At 61.5% G+C, this 18535-nt stretch carries 20 protein-coding genes; 11 read left to right on the top strand and 9 right to left on the bottom strand.

The window, feature by feature from the left end; translation table 11 throughout:
• Positions 1–59 precede the first annotated feature (59 nt).
• Genes metA through NNA36_RS08810 form a run of 5 tightly spaced genes read left to right on the top strand, consistent with a single transcriptional unit; the run spans position 60 to position 4232 of the window.
• Positions 60–983, top strand: coding sequence for a homoserine O-succinyltransferase (gene metA, locus NNA36_RS08830; protein WP_255106441.1), 924 nt, complete (start codon positions 60–62; stop codon positions 981–983).
• The gene (locus NNA36_RS08825; RefSeq protein WP_255106439.1) at positions 973–1926 is read left to right on the top strand and encodes an alpha/beta fold hydrolase; all 954 of its coding nucleotides are present in this window, start codon (positions 973–975) and stop codon (positions 1924–1926) included. The genes metA and NNA36_RS08825 overlap by 11 nt, the downstream gene beginning before the upstream one ends.
• 41 nt (positions 1927–1967) lie before the next feature.
• Positions 1968–2837 carry a polyphosphate kinase 2 gene (gene ppk2, locus NNA36_RS08820; RefSeq protein ID WP_255106437.1) on the top strand — a complete coding sequence of 290 codons (870 nt, stop codon included), beginning with the start codon at positions 1968–1970 and terminating at the stop codon, positions 2835–2837.
• The gene (locus NNA36_RS08815; RefSeq protein ID WP_255106435.1) at positions 2830–3447 is read left to right on the top strand and encodes a TetR/AcrR family transcriptional regulator; all 618 of its coding nucleotides are present in this window, start codon (positions 2830–2832) and stop codon (positions 3445–3447) included. The genes ppk2 and NNA36_RS08815 overlap by 8 nt, the downstream gene beginning before the upstream one ends.
• A gap of 11 nt (positions 3448–3458) precedes the next feature.
• Entirely contained in the window at positions 3459–4232 is a 774-nt protein-coding gene (locus tag NNA36_RS08810; protein ID WP_255106433.1) for a hypothetical protein, read from the top strand.
• Positions 4233–4412: 180 nt separating this feature from the next.
• On the opposite strand, the gene rpsI is transcribed toward NNA36_RS08810, so the two are convergent.
• The 3 genes from rpsI to NNA36_RS08795 form a co-directional block, all read right to left on the bottom strand.
• Complete coding sequence (rpsI, locus tag NNA36_RS08805; protein ID WP_255106431.1) at positions 4413–4898, bottom strand: 30S ribosomal protein S9; 486 nt, start codon at positions 4896–4898, stop codon at positions 4413–4415.
• 3 nt (positions 4899–4901) lie between these two features.
• Positions 4902–5363 carry a 50S ribosomal protein L13 gene (gene rplM / locus NNA36_RS08800; RefSeq protein ID WP_255106428.1) on the bottom strand — a complete coding sequence of 154 codons (462 nt, stop codon included), beginning with the start codon at positions 5361–5363 and terminating at the stop codon, positions 4902–4904.
• Positions 5364–5522: 159 nt separating this feature from the next.
• Entirely contained in the window at positions 5523–6917 is a 1395-nt protein-coding gene (locus tag NNA36_RS08795) for a PLP-dependent aminotransferase family protein (protein ID WP_255106425.1), read from the bottom strand.
• An 86-nt stretch (positions 6918–7003) separates the two neighbouring features.
• Here NNA36_RS08795 and NNA36_RS08790 point away from each other — a divergent pair, with 86 nt between their 5' ends.
• The gene (locus NNA36_RS08790; RefSeq protein ID WP_255106423.1) at positions 7004–7234 is read left to right on the top strand and encodes a DUF1127 domain-containing protein; all 231 of its coding nucleotides are present in this window, start codon (positions 7004–7006) and stop codon (positions 7232–7234) included.
• 70 nt (positions 7235–7304) lie between these two features.
• Here NNA36_RS08790 and NNA36_RS08785 read toward each other — a convergent pair whose 3' ends face one another.
• Positions 7305–8282, bottom strand: a complete 978-nt coding sequence (locus tag NNA36_RS08785; RefSeq protein WP_255106421.1) for an SLAC1 anion channel family protein — start codon at positions 8280–8282, stop codon at positions 7305–7307.
• 95 nt (positions 8283–8377) lie between these two features.
• A complete protein-coding gene (locus NNA36_RS08780) occupies positions 8378–8812 on the bottom strand; it encodes a PaaI family thioesterase (protein WP_255106418.1) in 435 nt (144 codons plus the stop codon).
• Between the two features lie 56 nt (positions 8813–8868).
• On the opposite strand from NNA36_RS08780, the gene NNA36_RS08775 reads away from it, so the two are divergent.
• The 4 genes from NNA36_RS08775 (at position 8869) to gluQRS (ending at position 12839) form a co-directional block, all read left to right on the top strand.
• The gene (locus NNA36_RS08775) at positions 8869–9657 is read left to right on the top strand and encodes an enoyl-CoA hydratase (RefSeq protein WP_255106416.1); all 789 of its coding nucleotides are present in this window, start codon (positions 8869–8871) and stop codon (positions 9655–9657) included.
• 333 nt (positions 9658–9990) lie between these two features.
• Positions 9991–11334 carry a methylenetetrahydrofolate--tRNA-(uracil(54)-C(5))-methyltransferase (FADH(2)-oxidizing) TrmFO gene (trmFO, locus tag NNA36_RS08770; protein WP_255106414.1) on the top strand — a complete coding sequence of 448 codons (1344 nt, stop codon included), beginning with the start codon at positions 9991–9993 and terminating at the stop codon, positions 11332–11334.
• A 54-nt stretch (positions 11335–11388) separates the two neighbouring features.
• Positions 11389–12000 carry a class I SAM-dependent methyltransferase gene (locus NNA36_RS08765; RefSeq protein WP_255106412.1) on the top strand — a complete coding sequence of 204 codons (612 nt, stop codon included), beginning with the start codon at positions 11389–11391 and terminating at the stop codon, positions 11998–12000.
• A complete protein-coding gene (gene gluQRS / locus NNA36_RS08760) occupies positions 11997–12839 on the top strand; it encodes a tRNA glutamyl-Q(34) synthetase GluQRS (protein WP_255106409.1) in 843 nt (280 codons plus the stop codon). Before NNA36_RS08765 ends, gluQRS begins: the two co-directional genes overlap by 4 nt.
• A 56-nt stretch (positions 12840–12895) precedes the next feature.
• Here the strand turns inward: gluQRS and hisI are convergent, their stop codons facing one another.
• A complete protein-coding gene (gene hisI / locus NNA36_RS08755) occupies positions 12896–13255 on the bottom strand; it encodes a phosphoribosyl-AMP cyclohydrolase (RefSeq protein WP_255106407.1) in 360 nt (119 codons plus the stop codon).
• Between the two features lie 65 nt (positions 13256–13320).
• Between hisI and NNA36_RS08750 the strand changes: the two genes are divergently transcribed.
• Complete coding sequence (locus NNA36_RS08750; RefSeq protein WP_255106405.1) at positions 13321–13773, top strand: iron-sulfur cluster assembly scaffold protein; 453 nt, start codon at positions 13321–13323, stop codon at positions 13771–13773.
• A 211-nt stretch (positions 13774–13984) separates the two neighbouring features.
• Here the strand turns inward: NNA36_RS08750 and NNA36_RS08745 are convergent, their stop codons facing one another.
• From NNA36_RS08745 to ligA, 3 genes are all read right to left on the bottom strand, one after another.
• Positions 13985–14107: a hypothetical protein gene (locus NNA36_RS08745; RefSeq protein ID WP_255106403.1), complete on the bottom strand. Its 123-nt coding sequence runs from the start codon at positions 14105–14107 to the stop codon at positions 13985–13987.
• A 113-nt stretch (positions 14108–14220) separates the two neighbouring features.
• On the bottom strand, positions 14221–16311 hold the full coding sequence (recG, locus tag NNA36_RS08740) for an ATP-dependent DNA helicase RecG (protein ID WP_255106400.1): 2091 nt from the start codon (positions 16309–16311) through the stop codon (positions 14221–14223).
• Entirely contained in the window at positions 16308–18530 is a 2223-nt protein-coding gene (ligA, locus tag NNA36_RS08735) for an NAD-dependent DNA ligase LigA (protein WP_255106835.1), read from the bottom strand. Before ligA ends, recG begins: the two co-directional genes overlap by 4 nt.
• Positions 18531–18535: the final 5 nt, after the last annotated feature.

Here is an 18535-nt window from a genome sequence, read left to right as displayed (position 1 = left end):
GGAATCAAATACAAAAACCGCTTATGTCACAGCGGACTTTACGGCCTAGGAATACTGTTATGCCCATCAAACTGCCCTCGCACCTTCCCGCCTTCGACGTGCTTTCGCGCGAAGGTGTGATGGTCATGTCCGAGCGGCAGGCGGCGCGGCAGGATATTCGGCCCTTGCGGATCGGGTTGCTGAACCTGATGCCCAAGAAGATCCAGACCGAGAACCAGTTCGCGCGCCTGATCGGGGCCACCGCCTTGCAGATCGAACTCTCGCTGATCCGCATGAGCGAGCACAAGACCCGCAACACGGCCGCCGAGCATATGGCGGAATTCTATCGCCCCTTCGACGAGGTCAAGGCCTCCGGCGAGAAGTTTGACGGTCTCATCATCACCGGCGCGCCGATCGAGCACATGCCCTTTGACGATGTGACCTACTGGGACGAGCTGCGCGAGATCTTTGATTGGACCCAGACCCACGTGCATTCCACCTTCGGCGTGTGCTGGGGTGGCATGGCGATGATTAACTACTTCCATGGCGTCAAGAAACACATTCTCGATGCCAAGGCCTTTGGCTGTTTCCGGCACAAGAATCTCGATTCCGCCTCGCACTACCTGCGCGGTTTCTCGGATGACTGCGTGATTCCGGTCAGCCGCTGGACCGAGATGAAACAGGACGAAATCGACAGTGTTCCGGCCCTGAAGACCCTCTTGGCCAGCGACGAAGTCGGCCCCTGCCTTGTGGAAGATCCCGAGCATCGGGCGCTCTATATTTTCAACCACTTCGAATACGACAGCGACACGCTCAAGCAGGAGTATGATCGCGACGTGGCCGAAGGGACGCCGATCAACGTGCCGACGAACTATTACCCCGACGATGATCCAAGCCAGCCGCCGATGAACCGCTGGCGCAGCCATGCGCATCTTCTTTATGGCAACTGGATCACCGAGATCTACGAAACCACGCCTTACGACATGAACGAGATTGGCCGGTAACGTCCTGATATTCATCGCCCTTCTTGCTCTGGGCTTCGTCGGCGTTGTCCTGTGGCGGGCGCGCCGCCACGAGGCACGTTCCGAGGCCAGCCACCCGCCCGAAGGCGAGTTTCTCGAGGTCGACGGCCACCGCGTGCATGTCGTGATCCGCGGCAGCGGACCTGATCTGGTGCTGATCCACGGCGCCAGCGGCAGCACCCGGGACATGACCTTTGAACTGGTGCGCCATCTTGAAGATCGTTACCGCGTTCTGGTCTTTGACCGCCCCGGCCTTGGCTATACCGACCGGCTGCATGGCAAGGGTGCCACAATCATCGAACAGGCCGACCTCCTGTCCAAGGCCTGTGCCCAGCTTGGCGCGCCCCGCCCCATCGTCTGCGGTCAAAGCTATGGCGGCGCCGTTGCATTGGCCTGGGCGGTGCATTTCCCTGACCGCCTCTCGGCGCTTGTGCCCGTCGCAGCCGTGGCCAGCATCTGGGAAACGCCCCTTGATGGCTACTACCGGACCGTGTCGCACCGCTGGATCGGGCCGCTGGCGATCCCACTGATCACGGCTTTTGTCACCGACAGCTATGTTGACAGGGTCATGGCCAGCATCTTCACACCGCAAAAGGAACCAAAGGGGTTTGGCGCCTACTTTGGCACCGGCCTGACGATCCGCCGCGCCGCCTTGCGGGCCAACGCGCTTCAGCGTGCCAACCTGCTGTCGGAAATCCACGCCCTTTATCCGCGGTACGGAGAGATCGCCGTGCCGACGGAAATCATCCACGGCGACGAAGACACGATCGTCCCGCACTGGAACCATGCCGAACGCCTCGTGACGCGGATTTCCGGCGCAAAGCTCACCATCCTGGCCGGTGTCGGCCACATGCCGCAGCACGTCGCCGCCGGGGATGTCGCGGCAGCAATCGACCGGGCCGCGCACCGCGCTGCATTGCACTAGCCCGCTGCGAAGGCCATATTAAGAAAAAACGGAGAGGTTTCATGGAGCTGCCCTTTGATGGCGCCATCAGCGCATTCTACGAGAACGACGCCCCCGAGGCCGTCCGCAAGGCCATTAAAGACGCCGACAAGGACGCCATCCTTGATGCCAGCTACCCGCATTCCGAACGCATGAGCCGCAAGGCCTATGAAAAAGAGATCGAGGCGCTTCAGGTTGAGCTTGTGAAACTGCAACGCTGGGCCAAGGACAGCGGCCAGCGCGTGGCTATCGTGTTCGAAGGGCGCGACGCAGCCGGCAAGGGTGGCACCATCAAACGCTTTCGCGAGAACCTCAACCCGCGTGGCGCCCGCGTTGTGGCGCTCTCCAAACCCACCGAGGCCGAGCAGTCGCAATGGTACTTCCAGCGCTACATCGACCACCTGCCCTCTGGCGGGGAAATCGTGTTCTATGATCGCTCCTGGTACAATCGCGGCGTGGTCGAAAAGGTCTTTGGCTTCTGCACCGACACTCAACGCGAGCACTTCTTCCGGCAGGTTCCGGACTTTGAGAAAATGCTGGTCGACGAAGGCATTCACCTGTTCAAGTTCTGGCTCAACGTCGGACGCGCAGAGCAGTTGCGCCGATTCATGGCCCGCGAGCGTGATCCCCTGAAACAGTGGAAACTCAGCTGGATCGACGTCGAGGGCCTCAAGAAGTGGGATGACTACAGCGCCGCGATCTCGGAAACGCTGGAACGCTCGCACACGTCCGAAGCACCGTGGACAATCGTGCGCTCCGACGACAAGCGCCGCGCGCGGCTGGCGGCGATCCGCACCGTTCTGGGCGCGCTTGACTATGACCGCAAGGATGCCAAGGCCATCGGTGATATCGATACAAAAACTTGCGGTGGACCGGACATCTGGAATGCCTAAACGCGGCTATCATCACGGCAATCTGCGCCAGGCTCTTGTCGAAGCGGCCCTGAAACTTATCGAGGCAAAAGGGCCCACCGGCTTTACCCTGTCCGAGGCCGCGAAACAGGCAGGTGTGACGCCGGCGGCGGTCTACCGCCATTTCGAAGGCCGCGAGGACCTGATCGCCGAGGCCGCACGCCAGGGCTATGTGATCTTCGCCGACCTGATGCAATACGCCTATGACAAGGGCCAGCCCTCTGCGCTTGCCTCGTTCGAGGCCACCGGGCGTGCCTATCTCGCCTTTGCCCGCAAGTACCCCGGCCACTATATCGCAATGTTCGAAAGCGGCATCTCGGTGAACCGGACACCTGAACTGGCCGATGTCGCGGCGCGCGCGCGAGGTGTCATGGAGCGGGCTGCCGAGGATCTGAGCCGCCATATCCCGCCCGAGAAACGCCCGCCCGCCAGCATGTTCAGCGCCCATATCTGGGCCATGAGCCACGGGGTTGTGGAACTTTTCGCGCGGAACTCGCCCGGAACCCAAAGCCCGTTTCCGCCCGAAGACCTGCTGGAAAGCGGTATTGGCGTTTACTTGCGCGGGCTTGGCCTGATCGACTCGGACAGCTGAGGATGGACGTGATGGAAAACCTCTTCGAAGGCTCCTTTACCTACCCGCAGGGGTTTGCCGATCTCGTCAAGCAGACGCCCGCCTATCGTGCGGAATACCGCGGCATGAACGAGACCCTGCACGACATCGCGCAATTCGGGCTTGATCCCCTGCGCGACCAAAAGGTGATTGCCCCGACAGACGCCGAACTTGAGACGCTCGAGGACCCCGACAAGATCGCCGCCGAGAAATACACCACCCTGTGCAAGGAATTCGAAGGCCAGCCCGAATTTCTGGCGCTACATGCCCTGACCATCGCCGCCGCCCGCCGCAGCAATCCGCCCCCCATCGCGCGGGCGATCTTCCTTGCCATGTGGCAGGAGCACGGAGATTTCCTCATGGATCGGCTGGACGTGCGCTGGCAATTGTCGGCGCTCCAGACCTTTCGCGACTACGGTGAAAACGAAGTCCAGCGCCGTTGCGCCTCAGAACTGACCGTGTTTTTCGGCCTCATCAAACTCTACGAAACCGAAAGACGCTATAGCGGTTTCAAGGCCAAACAGCCCTTCGACCTCGACACGCGCACCCGCAGCAACCTGCCGCTTGGAATGACCCCTTATTCGATCAAGAACGGCGATCTCGATCGTAACCTGCTTGGCATGATCTGGATCACCGCTGAAACCGATCCGGTTCTGCGCCCCCTTGCCTGCCATCTCCTGACCAGCATCAACCGCGAACGCGGTTCGATCTTTCGCCGCTTCCGGCTGATGCGACGCGAATTGAAGAAACGTCGCGCGCAGAAATAATTCAGCTTATCGGGCCGGTTTGCCCGGCGGCCCCGCCGGGCTGCGCCTGCCTGCCTCCCGGCAGGCGCATTCGCGCCCGCCCAAGCAGTCGCTGCCCTTCTCGAATGCCCTCTGGCCGCAAAACAAAACGAAAAAGGGCCGCCCGAAGGCGACCCTTTGTAATCTCTTGTCCAGTCGAGCTTAACGCTTCGAGAACTGGAACGAACGACGTGCTTTGCGCTTACCGTATTTCTTACGTTCAACAACGCGCGAGTCACGGGTCAGGAAGCCAGCGGCTTTCAGAGCGCCACGCAGCGACGGTTCGTAGAGTTGCAGAGCTTTCGAGATACCGTGCTTGACCGCACCGGCCTGACCGGTCAAACCGCCGCCTTTAACGGTGGCGAATACGTCGAATTCACCTTCAACGCCGGCAACCTGGAAGGGCTGGCGCAGGATCAGCTGAAGAACCGGACGTGCAAAGTACTTGTCCATGTCCTTGCCGTTCACGACAACTTTGCCCGAACCCGGCTTGACCCATACACGGGCAACAGCGTCTTTACGCTTGCCGGTGGCATAGGAACGGCCCAGTTCGTCACGAACCGGCTCGCGGGGGGCTTCTACTTCGACAACAGCTTCTGCACCAGCAACGGCGTTCAGCTCTTCAAGCGAGTTGATTTGATCAGCCATTGATTAGCTCCGGGTGTTTTTCGAGTTCATGGATTTCACATCCAGCACTTCCGGGGCTTGCGCCTCGTGCGGATGCTCTGCGCCAGCGTAAACGCGCAGGTTGGTCATCTGCTTGCGCGACAGCTTGCCGCCGGGCAGCATGCGCTGAACAGCTTTCATGACCACACGCTCCGGATACTCGCCTTCCAGGATCTGTTCGGCGGTGCGGTGCTTGATGCCGCCCGGGTGGCCAGTGTGCCAGTAGTATTTCTTGTCCGAACGCTTGCGACCGGTCAGCTGGACCTTGTCGGCGTTTACGACGATGACGTTGTCACCCATGTCCATGTGGGGGGTGAACGATGCCTTGTGCTTGCCGCGCAGGCGCATGGCGACGATCGATGCGAGACGGCCCAGCACCACGCCCTCGGCGTCGATGATGATCCATTTCTTTTCGATGTCTGCCGGAGTAGCAGAAAAGGTTTTCATGTCAGTCTACCTGATGTTTGGTTGACGAATGCGCCCAAGACGGACGCACCGAAATTCGATGGGCGGGTTATAAAGGTGTCACAAACACAGTCAAGCGCACTATTTCCGAATTAAATGATATAAAACAACAGGTTGCAAATTAGGTATTATTTTACCCCATTAAAAATCCACATCTGCGGGCGGTTTTGACAGGATATCGGACAGTTTTCGCATCGCGACCTCGAACTCGCGGTCGGCAATATCAGGATTAAGGCCGATCCGCACGGCATTTGGCACCGGTCCATCCGGCAATGCAAACTCGTCGGCGGGCTTGATGCCGATGCCCTCGTTGCCACAGGCCAGCATGAAGGTGGAACAACGCCAGCCGCGCGGCAGCCTGATCCAGATAAAGGGAACATCCGGGCGCCACTGCACGTCCCAATGGCCCAGAATGTTCAGCGCCAGTTGCACCCTTTTGCGCACACGGTCTTCGACGCGCTGGCGAATGACCTCGGCCTGACCGCTGTTGATAAGCTCGGCGCAGATATCCAGCATCGGCAGGGGCAGCCCGTAAAAGGACGATTGTGACACCTGCTGCGCAGCCCCCTCCTGCCCCTTGGCGCAGACCACAAAGCCAAAGCGCATCGCCGCAGAGACGGATTTCGTGAGCGACGACACGTACCACGCCCGTTCGGGACAGATTGCCCGGTAGGCTGGCAACTCGGGCCGCGTCACCGTGTGGCAATCATCCTCGATGATCTGCAACTGGTAGCGGCGGGCCACCTCTGCAATCTCGCGACGACGCTCAAGCGAGGTGCGCAGGGTCGTCGGGCTGTGGGTTTCCGCAGCGGTCAACAAGACCTGCCCCCCATGCTGGCGCAGAATCTCTTCCAGCTTGTCCGGTCTCAGCCCCTCGGCATCCATCGGCACGCCGATGACCTGCGCCCGCAAAAGACGGGCCGCGTGGCGCACGCCGGGAAAGGCCAGTTCCTCGGTCAGGATGATCGGGTTCGCCCCGTGCAGACAGGCTTGCAAGGTCAGGATCACGGTGTGTTGCGCCCCAAGCCCCAGCACCACCTCGTCTTCGGTGAACCGGCCCACGCGATCCTGACCGATCCAGCGCACAACCGCCTGACGCGCCGCCACATCCTTGAGCGGCGTCGGACAGTCGATATAGCCCATGCCACCCTCTGCCCCCAGCTTACGCATGATCCCCTGAATAATGCTGTCCTGCCCGACGTCGGGCACCCGAATGCCGCGCAGGTTCAAATCGTCGCTCGCCATGTGGGCCACGAGCGACACCTCTTCCGGCACCTCCTCGCGCTTGCCGGACGACACAAAGGTGCCGCGCCCGACCGTTGTCTCAAGCAACCCTTCCTCGACCGCGAGCTTATAGGCACGCGCAACGGTTCCGGGGGTAATGCCAAGCTTCCAGGCCAACTCCCGCACTGGCGGGAGCTTTTCGCCGGGGCCCATTTCGCCGGACCGCACCGCCGCGCGGAGGGATTGTACCAATACAATATACTTGGATTCGGACGATTTCTCGAAATCTGGCGGCCAAATTGTATCAGTCACAATGTTTTCCTGTCTTTCCGATCGGCACAATTGTATCAAATACCTACTCTAAGTCGCAAATTGTATCAATACAAAAGGAGTTCCCAATGGTACAGACGGCAAACAACAGCATTCAGCTGATCTCATTCGTGCAGGACCACCCTCTTCCGGTCATCGCTCGCTGGGCTCTGGCCTTTGCTGTGCTCGTCACCAAGTGGGACCGACGCGCACGCACTCGGAGGGCGCTGGCCCGTCTCGAGGCGGCGCGTCTACAGGATATTGGCATCAGCCTGGAAGAGGCGAAAGCCGAAGCCGCCAAGAGATTCTGGCGCGCCTGACCCCGTTGGACGCCAGCACTCAGGCCGGGACACGTCCCGGCCTTTTTTGTTGGTCGCGTTGGTGAACGGCTTATTCCGGCACGCAGATTTCGTTGCGCAGGATGGCCAGACAGGTCCGATAGACCAGCCCGGCCATGATCGCGATCAGAACCACGAGGATCACAAGGCCAATCATCTCATGCGCCGCCGACCCGGTCATGCGTGCGAATGAGAAGGACGCAATGCTCAGCGCCGCCACGGGGAAGCTCAGCGCCCACCACGGCAGGGCAAAGGGCAACTTGGCCAGTTTGGGCACCTGCACAAGGATCAGGATCGCAAACAGGTAGCCCGCATTCAGCAAGATACGGGCGAAGGGATCGACCTGTCCCGTCAGGTTCACATAGGCCGAAAACGCCACGGCGGGCGGTGCGATCAGGATCACCAGCGTCGGATAGAGCTTGCCCGGGATCGGGTTGTGAAAGATCAGGCGGTTGAACACCAGTGTCAGCAGGATCACCCAGAAAATCACCCCGGTCGAAAAGAACAGCCAGGAAATCTCGATATAGCCAAGGCGGGCGCCAGCGATGGGGGCCACGACATTGCCCACCGCAGGAATGAACCACGCCGGTGTCAGCTGCCCCACTTCGAAACTGCGGTGACTGATCCAGCCCGAGATCACGGCCACGGTCAGAACACCCTGCAACGCCGCGCCAATCACCCAGAGACCACGCGCCGCCTCGGGCGCATGGGCCAGAAGTGCGGTGGCCATCAACAGCATGGAAATCGAAATCGCTGGAAAGAAGGCCAACCGCACGGGATGGTTCCACTCTGCCTGCACCGCTGCCGGATACTTGAAGTACTTGGCGAAATAGAACACCGCGATCACCGTGAAGATCGCGATCCCGGCCCACATGATCACCTGGGATGCGCCTGCCAGAACGGGATAGGCCTCGGCCCCTGCATGCAGGGCAAGGGTCAACCCCATGATCCCCATCACCACCGCGAAAAACGGCACGGGAAAATGTTTGAGCTTTGGTTCGGCGCTGTCAGTTTCAATCGTCTCGGTCACGGGCCTCGGTCCTTCTGTTTTCTCTTCACGAATGCCCGAAGGCGGGAAGAGTCGCGCTGACATATATCAATTACAGAATATCAACGCCATGCCCATCAAAGCGCCCCCTTGCCCGCGGGCGGAATGGAATAGGTCATGGTGGAGCGCGCAACCGGCTGGTCCATGCCTTCCGAGTAGATGAGGATATCCGTCACCGACAGTGTCTTGCCCAGTTTCAGCAGAGATGCACGGGCGATCAGGTCAACACCCGCCGCCGGTTTGCGCATGAAATCCATCGAACACCCGGTTGTCACCGCGAGCGCCTCTTTGCCCACCATGCCCATGGTCGCCACATAGGCCGCAACATCCGCCAGACCGAACATCGACGGCCCCGAAACCGTGCCACCGGGGCGCAAATGCCGATCCTGTACCATCAGGCGCATGACGCAGCCCGTCTCGGTCAGTTCCTCCACCCGGAAATCATCCTGAACCTGCGGGAACACCTCTGCCAGGTAGCTGTTCATCTCCTCGACCGTGAATTTCACGCCCATGCTTTTCTCCTGTGATTTTGATCGCTAGGGTTGCCGCAAAGTCATGGGAGGACAAGATGGCAATTCTCGAACGTCGCGACGTAAACGCCGTGGCACATCTGCATATGAACGCGCCCGAGCGCCTGAACGCGCTTTCCGACGAAATGCTGGCCGCGCTTCAGTCCGAGTTCGACGCCCTGAAAGACGACCGCAGCGTGCGCGCCATCGTACTGTCCGGTGCTGGCAAAGCCTTCTGCGCGGGCCACGACCTCAAGCAGATGACCGCCGGTCGCCAGTCCGAAGACGGCGGCAAGGCCTATTTCAAGGACCTGTTCGACCGCTGCGCCCGCATGATGCTGACGGTTCAGTCCCTGCCGCAACCGGTGATCGCCAAGGTCCACGGCATCGCCACTGCCGCCGGCTGCCAGCTGGTCGCGACCTGTGACATGGCCGTCGCCGCCGAAGGCACGCGGTTCGGCGTCAATGGCGTCAATATCGGCCTGTTCTGTTCGACCCCGATGGTGGCCCTGTCGCGCAACATCCACCGCAAGAAAGCCTTTGAAATGTTGACCACCGGTCAGTTTCTCGACGCAAGCGAAGCCGAGGCGCAGGGCCTGGTGAACAGGGTTGTGCCGCATGACCAGCTTGATCAGGCAGCGACAGAGCTTGCCGAAACCGTCGCCGGAAAACTGGGCGCGGCCGTGCGGGTTGGCAAACAGGCCTTCTACCAGCAGTCCACCATGTCCACCGCAGAGGCCTATGCCTATACCGGTGATGTCATGGTCGAGAACATGCTTTACCGCGATACCGAGGAAGGGATCAGCGCCTTCCTGGAAAAACGCCCCCCCAACTGGCAGCAGGACTGATCCGTTTCCGTCTGGAAAACGGTGTTTTTCCAGAAGGTTGTTTGGGGATTTCGATGTTCTGCGCCACACTGTCCCTGCGCGAGCTTCTCGCGCCTTCGGGTGTGCGCCCTTCCTTCTGCCCGGAATCACGCGGCCGCACCCGGCGACGGGTGGCCGTCCCGATACCACCCAAGGGCCACCCGCTTCGCCTTACCAAGGCGCGCGCCTTCCCGTGTGCGCTGCGGGAGGTGCGGATCTGCCACGAAACCAACTGACCTACCTCGTCTCGTCCAGACCGCGCCTTCGCGCGCTTCCCCCTTTCCAAATCCGCCCTCCTGCCCTATGTCCCGCTGCATGGCACAGACATTGCATATCATCGGCGGCGGAATGGCCGGATCGGAAGCGGCGTGGCAAGCGGCGCATATGGGCGTAGACGTGGTTATTCACGAGATGCGGCCCCAAGTGGAAACCTTTGCGCACCGCACCGGCAACCTTGCCGAGATGGTCTGCTCCAACTCCTTCCGCTCGGACGACGACGAACAGAACGCCGTTGGCCTCTTGCACTGGGAAATGCGCGCCGCCAACGGGCTGATCATGGGCATGGCCGACAAGCACCGCCTGCCCGCAGGTGGCGCCCTCGCGGTTGATCGCGACCCCTTTGCCGAAAGCGTCACCAAGGCGCTGACCGACCTGCCCAACGTGCGCGTCGAATACGGCGAGATTTCCGAACTGCCGGAAGATGGCCACTGGATCATCGCCACCGGACCGCTGACCTCGGCCGGTCTGGGGGCTGCGATCCAGAAGGAAACCGGCGCCGACCACCTCGCGTTCTTCGATGCCATCGCCCCCATCGTCTATGCCGAAAGCATCGACATGGACGTCGCATGGCTACAATCGCGCTATGACAAGGGCGACACCGAGGAAGAGCAAAAGGCCTATCTCAACTGCCCGATGACCAAGGACCAGTACGAGGCCTTCATCGATGCTCTGCTGGCCGCCGACAAGACCGAATTCCACGAAGGCGAAACCGCCGGCTACTTTGACGGCTGTCTTCCGATCGAGGTGATGGCCGAACGCGGCCGCGAGACCCTGCGCCACGGGCCAATGAAACCGGTCGGCCTGACCAACGCCCACAAACCCGACGAAAAAGCCTATGCAGTGGTTCAACTTCGCCGGGATAACGCACTGGGAACGCTCTATAATATCGTCGGCTTCCAGACCAAGATGAAATACGGCGCGCAGACCGAGGTATTCAAGATGATCCCCGGTCTCGAGAACGCCTCTTTTGCGCGTCTCGGCGGCATTCACCGCAACACCTTTATCAATTCACCAACGCTTCTGGACGATCAGATGCGTCTCAAGTCGCGCCCGAACATCCGTTTCGCGGGCCAGATCACCGGCGTCGAAGGCTATGTCGAAAGCGCCGCGATGGGCCTTCTGGCGGGTCGCCTTGCCGCCGCCGAAATCCTCGGCAAACCGCTTGAGACCGCGCCGCTCAACACCGCGATGGGGGCTCTGGTACACCACATCACCGGCGGGGCCGAGGCCAAGACCTTTCAGCCGATGAACGTCAACTTCGGCCTGTTCCAGCCGGTTGATGGCCTCAAGGGCGGCCGTCGTGGCCGCAAGGACCGCTACAAGGCCTATACCGACCGCGCCAAGACCGATTGGCAGGCATGGCTGGACACCCAAGCCTAAACACGGCCGACAAAACGCTGGACGCGTTTTCCCCCATGCGGTTAGCTTGATCGCATGGGAGACACCTTCATCGACAAGATCTACCGCGGCGACGCCCCCGAGGACGTTGCCGCCCACTACGCCGCCTGGGCCGCCACCTATGAGACCGAGATCCAGGACAACGGCTATGCCACACCGGAACGCTGCGCCAGGGCCCTTCTGCGCCACAAGGCCAACACCGCCGCTCCGGTTCTGGATTACGGATGCGGCACGGGCCTTTCGGGCCTTGCCCTGCGCATGGCCGGTTTTGAGACGCTCGACGGCGTCGACATCTCGCCGGAAATGATCGCACAGGCCGAGGCCAAAGGCATCTACCGCCGCCTGACCCGCATCGCTCCGGACACCGGTTTCGATCGGATCGCAGAGTATGAAACCGTCGCCGCCATCGGCCTGCTCGGCCCCGGCGGTGCGCCTGCCGAGGTTCTCGACTCCCTGATCTCCGGTCTTGCGCGTGGTGCGAAACTTGTGTTCTCGCTGAACGACCATGCCATTGCCGAGAAAACCTACGAAGGCCGCCTCAGTGAGCATATGGACTATGGGGGCATCCGTCTGCTAATGCGGGACTACGGGCCACACCTGCCCGCTCAGAACCTAAAGTCCTACATTTATGTCATTGAAAAGGCATGACATTCACAAGCCGCTTCGCCCCATCCCCAACCGGCCCCCTGCACCTTGGACACGCCTATTCCGCGATTGTCGCGCATGACATGGCGCGCGCATCAGGTGGCCGGTTCCTCTTGCGCATCGACGATCTCGACCAGTCCCGCGCCCGGCCCCATTGGGAACAGCAGATCTACGACGATCTGACCTGGCTCGGCCTCACCTGGGACGGCCCCGTGCGCCGCCAGTCCGAGCATTTCGACGAATACGAAGCCGCCCTCGCACAGCTCGCCAAACAAGGCCTCACCTTCACCTGCCAGTGCAGCCGCCGCGATATCGAAGCCGCGGCAAATGCCCCGCAGGAAGGCGTGCCGGAATTCGGCCCCGACGGGCGCATCTACCCCGGAACCTGCCGGCACCGCGCCCTGCCCGCCTCAGCCGCAACCTGCACGCGTCTCGACATGACCAGGGCCTGCATCAGGGGCCTGCCCGCTGCCTTCACGGAAACCGGCCCCGCGCACCGCGGCCAACACGCGCTGTCGCAACAGGATCTGGAAACCACCATCGGCGATGTTGTTCTGGCGCGCCGCAACATGGCAGCCTCCTACCATCTTGCCGTGGTGCTGGACGATGCGGCCACCGGTGTCACCCATGCGGTGCGCGGCGAGGACCTGTTTGACGCCACCCGCATCCACGTTCTCCTGCAAAACCTTCTCGGCCTGCCCACGCCCACCTATCACCACCACGCCCTTGTGCGCGACGACAGCGGCAAACGCCTTGCCAAACGCGATGACGCACGCGCCATTGCCAAATATCGTCAGGACGGCGCGACGCCTGCCGACATTCGCGCCCTTGTCGGGCTCTAGGCCCTTTTCTTCTTGGATCAAATACCCGCGCCGCAGGCATGGCCCGCAAGGGCCATTCACCCCATCGGCTTCATCAGTTCGACTTCTTCGCCATCCCGTACGGCGGTATAGAAACAGGTACGGCGGTTGGTGTGACAGGCCGCGCCGGTCTGGTTCACCATCACGAGGATACAGTCCTGATCACAGTCAAAACGGAAATCCACCAGCTCCTGCACGTGGCCCGAGGTCTCGCCCTTGATCCAGAACGACTGGCGCGACCGCGACCAATAGGTCACCTTGCCGGTCTCAAGCGTCTTGGCCACGGCCTCGGCGTTCATCCAGGCCATCATCAGGATTTCGCCGCTGGTGGCATCTTGGGCAATGGCCGGGATCAGACCTGCTTCGTTGTATGTGAGGGATTTGGGATCGAATGCCATGTCGAATTCCTTTGCATCTGTGCTTAAGGCCTCTATCTAGGAAAGACACGGCAAAGGGAACAGCCATGTCTGGTGAAAACGATCTCATCAAACTCTACTCCGGGCGCATTCTGGCGCTGGCGGCAGAAATGCCGCATACCAAACGCCTCGATGCGCCGGATGCCACGGTCAAAAAGCGCTCCCCCCTGTGCGGCTCGACCGTCACGGTGGATGTTGTGCTGGCCGATGGTCGCATCGCCGACTTCGCGCAAGACGTCAAAGCCTGCGCCCTTGGACAGGCGGCGGCTTCGGTTGTGGGCAGCAACGTGATTGGCCGCTCGCTTGCGGACATCCACGCGGCCCGCGACGCGCTCAAGGTCATGCTCAAAGAGGACGGCCCGACACCCCCGGCGCCATTTGACGAGCTTGAAGTGCTGCGCCCTGCGCGGGACTACAAGAACCGGCACGCCTCGATCATGCTGGCGCTTGACGCCACCGCCGAGGCCATGGAACAGGCCGCTCAAGCAAGCTGCGCCTGACCGTCTCCCCAAGGCCTTACCAAAAAAAACGCCGCACTTCCGGGACAGGAAGGCGGCGCAGGAAAGGTGCGTTCCCGTGAGGGACCCGGTTGGCAAGAAGGGGGAAAGAGGCATTCCCTTCAGTGACTTGGGACAGGCAGTGTCAGTCTCAGCGCATCAAAAAGTGGGACAGGATGCGAGGTTGAACCGGCACGAGAACGCGGCAGAAAACTCAGGCAATGCCGGGCACGTGCAAGGCCACCAGCATCATGACAATCAAGGCAACGCCCCCGATCGCATCCTGGATCAGGGTGCTACGGGAATTGCGGATCACGGTCTTGATCTGGGTCATCATCTTGGCGGCTCCTGCTCAGCTTTATCAGCATTTGTTGCTTATTTGTTCTCATATGATTCAGATTCTGTAAAGAACTTTTTGAGAACATTTGCGAACAAAGTGGAACGCTTCACCTAACCCACTGTAATCAAACGGATCGCCTGATCCTGTTCCATCAGCCACAAAAGAACACGCGCCGCCTGCCCGCGCGGCGACTCGAGCGTGGGGTCATCCGACAACAGTTTGCGTGCATCGCTTTGCGCCACCGCCATCAGGGCCGCCTGCCCCTCGAGATCGGCAATCCGGAACCGCGGCACTCCCGATTGCGCCGTGCCGATCAGATCACCTGCGCCGCGCATTTCCAGATCGGTTTGCGCGATCTGGAACCCGTCTTCGCTCTCGCGCAGCGTGGTCAGGCGCTTTTCCCCGTTCTCGCTCAGCGGGGCCTGATACATCAGCAAACAGGTCGACGCCTGCGAGCCCCGCCCCACGCGCCCACGCAGCTGGTGCAACTGGGCGAGACCAAAGATTTCCGCCCGTTCGATCACCATGATCGTTGCGTTGGGCACATCCACGCCCACCTCGATGACCGTGGTGGCGACAAGAACGCTAGCTTCCCCCTTCTGAAACGCCGCCATCGCCGCGTCTTTCTCGGCCGGGGGCATCTGACCATGCACAAGCCCTACAACACCTTCGCCCAAGGCCGCCCGCAGGTGTTTGAAACGCTCCTCTGCCGCAGCCAGATCAACGCTTTCGCTTTCATCCACGAGGGGGCACACCCAATAGGCCTGTTTGCCCTCGGACACCGCCTTGCGCAGGTGGCCCACCACCTCGTCCATCCGCGAGGTCGACACAAGCGCCGTCTTGATCGGCTGGCGTCCGGGGGGCTTTTCATCAAGGATCGACACATCCATATCGCCGTATTGCGCCAGCGCCAGCGACCGCGGGATCGGCGTCGCGGTCATCACCAGAACATCCGCCCCCTCGCCTTTCTTGCCCAGTTCCAGCCGTTGCCGCACGCCGAACCGGTGCTGTTCGTCGATGATCGCAAGGCGCAGATCGGCAAAATGCACGTCCTGCTGGAACACGGCATGGGTGCCGACAAGGATATGAATATCGCCACGCGCCAGCGCCTCGAGCTTGAGCCGCCGCTCCTTGCCCTTGTCACGACCGGTCAGGATTTCGATCACCACACCGGCGCTTTCTGCCAGCGGCTTCAGCCCTTCCATATGCTGGCGCGCCAGAATCTCGGTCGGGGCCATCATCACAGCCTGACCACCCGCCTCGACAGCGACCAGCATCGCCATCAGCGCCACCAACGTCTTGCCCGCCCCCACATCGCCCTGCAGCAGGCGGTTCATGCGCAAAGGCGTGGCCATATCGGCGGTGATTTCCTCAATCGCCCGATGCTGTGCCCCCGTCGGGCGATAGGGCAGCGCCTTCAGCACCCTGCCCTGCAGCCGCCCGTTGGCCTCACTGATGATCCCCTTGGCCCGTTGCAGACGCGACCGCGCCAGGGCCAGCGTCACCTGATGGGCGAAAAACTCGTCATAGGCCAGCCGCTCCCGCGCGGGCGACGTCGCCGCCAGATCCTTGAGCCCTTCCGGCGCATGGGCTGCCGTGATGGCCTCGTGCCAATCGGGCCATTTGGCCTGTGCCTTCTGGCCCGGATCAATCCATTCCTCCAACTCCGGCACCCGCGCCAAAACCGACTGCGCCGCTTTGGTCATCGTGCGAAGGGTCACCCCAGAGGTGAGCGCATAAACCGGCTCATAGGCCGGGATGTCGGCGGCCTCCTCAGGCGGCAGGATATGTTCGGGATGCACCATCTGCGGCACCCCGTCGAACAGTTCGACACGGCCCGAAACCAACCGTCGACTGCCCTCCGGCAACACACGTTTGAGATAGTCGCCCTTGGCATGAAAGAACACCAGTTGAAACGCCGTGCGCCCATCCTCGACGGTGATCCTGTAGGCACCGCCACGGTTGCGGGCGGGCCGATGGCTGCCCACAAGCACCTCGACGGTGACAACATCCGGCAGGGTCACATCCAGCACGCTTTCGCGCCGCTGACGATCCACACCGGAATAAGGCAGCAAAAACAACAGGTCACGCGGCTTTTCTATCGCGATCTGCGCCATGTGCTGCGCGGTCTTGGGGCCAACCCCGTCCAGCGTGGTCAGCTCCGCAAAAAGCGGAAACAGGATTTCCGGACGTCCGCTCATAGCCCTTCGATCAGCGCCAGCCAGGCATCTTCGTCGATCGTCTCGACACCAAGATCAGCCGCCTTCTTGGCCTTCGATCCCGCGCCCGGACCCGCCACCAGAAGATCGGTCTTGCCCGACACTGAGCCCGAAACCTTGGCCCCAAGGGATTCCGCCCGCGCCTTCGCCTCATCACGCGTCATCTTTTCGAGCTTGCCGGTGAAAACCACGGTTTTCCCGGCCACCGGGCTTTCCTTGGTTGGTGCCGCCGGGGCTTCGATCTCAAGCTCGGCAACCAGCTCATCAATCGCCGCCCGCTCGTGTTCGTTCGCCATCGCATCCGACAGCGACAGGCCCACGGTGGCCCCGATCCCATCGATGCCCGTCAGATCGTCCCATGCCGCGGCGGCGCCTTCCGGCACGTCTTGAGTTGCAATCGCCCTGTCACGGGTTTCCTTGATCCGCGCCCGCCGGCCCTCGGCCGCTGCCGCGATGCGCTCGCGATCCTCGGCTTCATCCGCCGCGCGATGGGCAAGCGCCGCAGGCCGCGCCGCATCCACCGCCTCCGCAAGGGCGGGCCAACCTCCGAAATGCATCGCCAGATCCTTGGCCGCCACTTCACCCACATGGCGGATTCCAAGGGCAAAGATCATGCGCCCCATCGCGATCCGGCGCTTCTCGGTGATCGCCGCGAACAGGTTCGTCGCACTTTGATCGCCCCAGCCGTGGCGGTTCTTGAGCTTGGTCAGATTGCCGCCATCCCGCGTTTCAAGCCGGAAAATATCAACCGGCGTCCGGATCGGCAGGTCTTCGTCGTCATAGAACATCTCGATTTGCTTGGCGCCGAGCCCTTCAATATCAAAAGCCTTTCGAGAGACAAAATGTTTAAGTTTTTCAACGGCCTGCGCGGGACAAATCAACCCACCCGTGCAGCGACGCACCGCGTCGCCTTCTTCGCGCACGGCCTTTGATCCGCATTCGGGGCATTCCGTGGGAAAGACATAGGGCGCGGCATCCTCGGGGCGTTTGCCAAGGTCCACATCCGCGACTTTCGGGATCACATCGCCTGCGCGATACACCTGCACCCAGTCACCGATGCGAATATCCTTGCCGCCGCGAATTTCCGCGCCCTTACTGTCGCGGCCCTGGATGTAATCCTCATTGTGCAGGGTGGCATTCGACACCACAACCCCGCCCACCGTGACCGGAGTCAGACGGGCCACAGGGCTCAGCGCGCCGGTACGTCCGACCTGGATGTCGATGGCCTCAAGCCGTGTCCAGGCGAGTTCCGCCGGGAACTTGTGCGCCACGGCCCAACGCGGTGTGGTGGCGCGGAAGCCAAGGCGCGATTGCAGATCAAGGCGGTTCACCTTGTAGACCACGCCATCAATGTCATAGCCCAGCGTCGCGCGCTGTTCCTCGATCTTTCGATAGTGGGCGATCAGGGCTTTCGGCCCATCACATACGGCTGTCAAATCGTTGATAACAAACCCGAAGTCACGCAACCTCTCGATCGCGCCCATCTGTGTTTCGGCCAGTGGCGCAGACAACTCACCCCAGGCATAGGCAAAAAACCGAAGCGGACGCGCGCGGGTGATTTTGGAATCCAGCTGCCGCAAACTGCCGGCAGCGGCGTTGCGCGGGTTGGCAAAGGGCTTCTCGCCCGCTTCGGCCTGACGGGCGTTCAAGGCCTCGAAATCGGCGTGGCTCATATAGACTTCGCCACGCACCTCAAGAACGTCCGGTGCGCCGGCAATCTGTTGCGGGATGTCGGCAATGGTGCGGGCGTTCTCGGTCACGTTTTCACCGGTCTCGCCGTCACCACGGGTCGCCGCATGTTGCAACACGCCCCCCTCATAGCGCAGCGACAGGCTCAACCCGTCGATCTTGGGCTCTGCGGTGAAGTCGAGCGCACCGCTCTCCATCCCGAGGTAGCGCCGGATGCGATCGGCAAAATCGCTGACGTCCGAATCCTCGAACGCATTGCCAAGCGAGAGCATCGGCACCGCGTGGGTGATCTTGCCAAAGCCTTCGGCCGGGGCCGCGCCCACCCTGTCGCTGGGGCTGTCGGCGCGTTTGAGATCGGGAAAACCCGCCTCGATATCGGCATTGCGCCGCTTGAGACGGTCATACTCGGCATCCGAAATCTCCGGCGCGTCTTCGCCGTGATAGGCGGTGTTCGCACGACCAAGCAGCGCGGCCAGCCGTTCAAGCTCGGCCCGCGCCTCTTCCGGCGTCATTTTGG

The organism is Shimia sp. CNT1-13L.2 (genome assembly GCF_024331145.1).
GTDB lineage: Bacteria > Pseudomonadota > Alphaproteobacteria > Rhodobacterales > Rhodobacteraceae > Shimia.
Note: the sequence above shows the minus strand (reverse complement) of the source record. Positions and strands in the feature narration are given on the sequence as shown.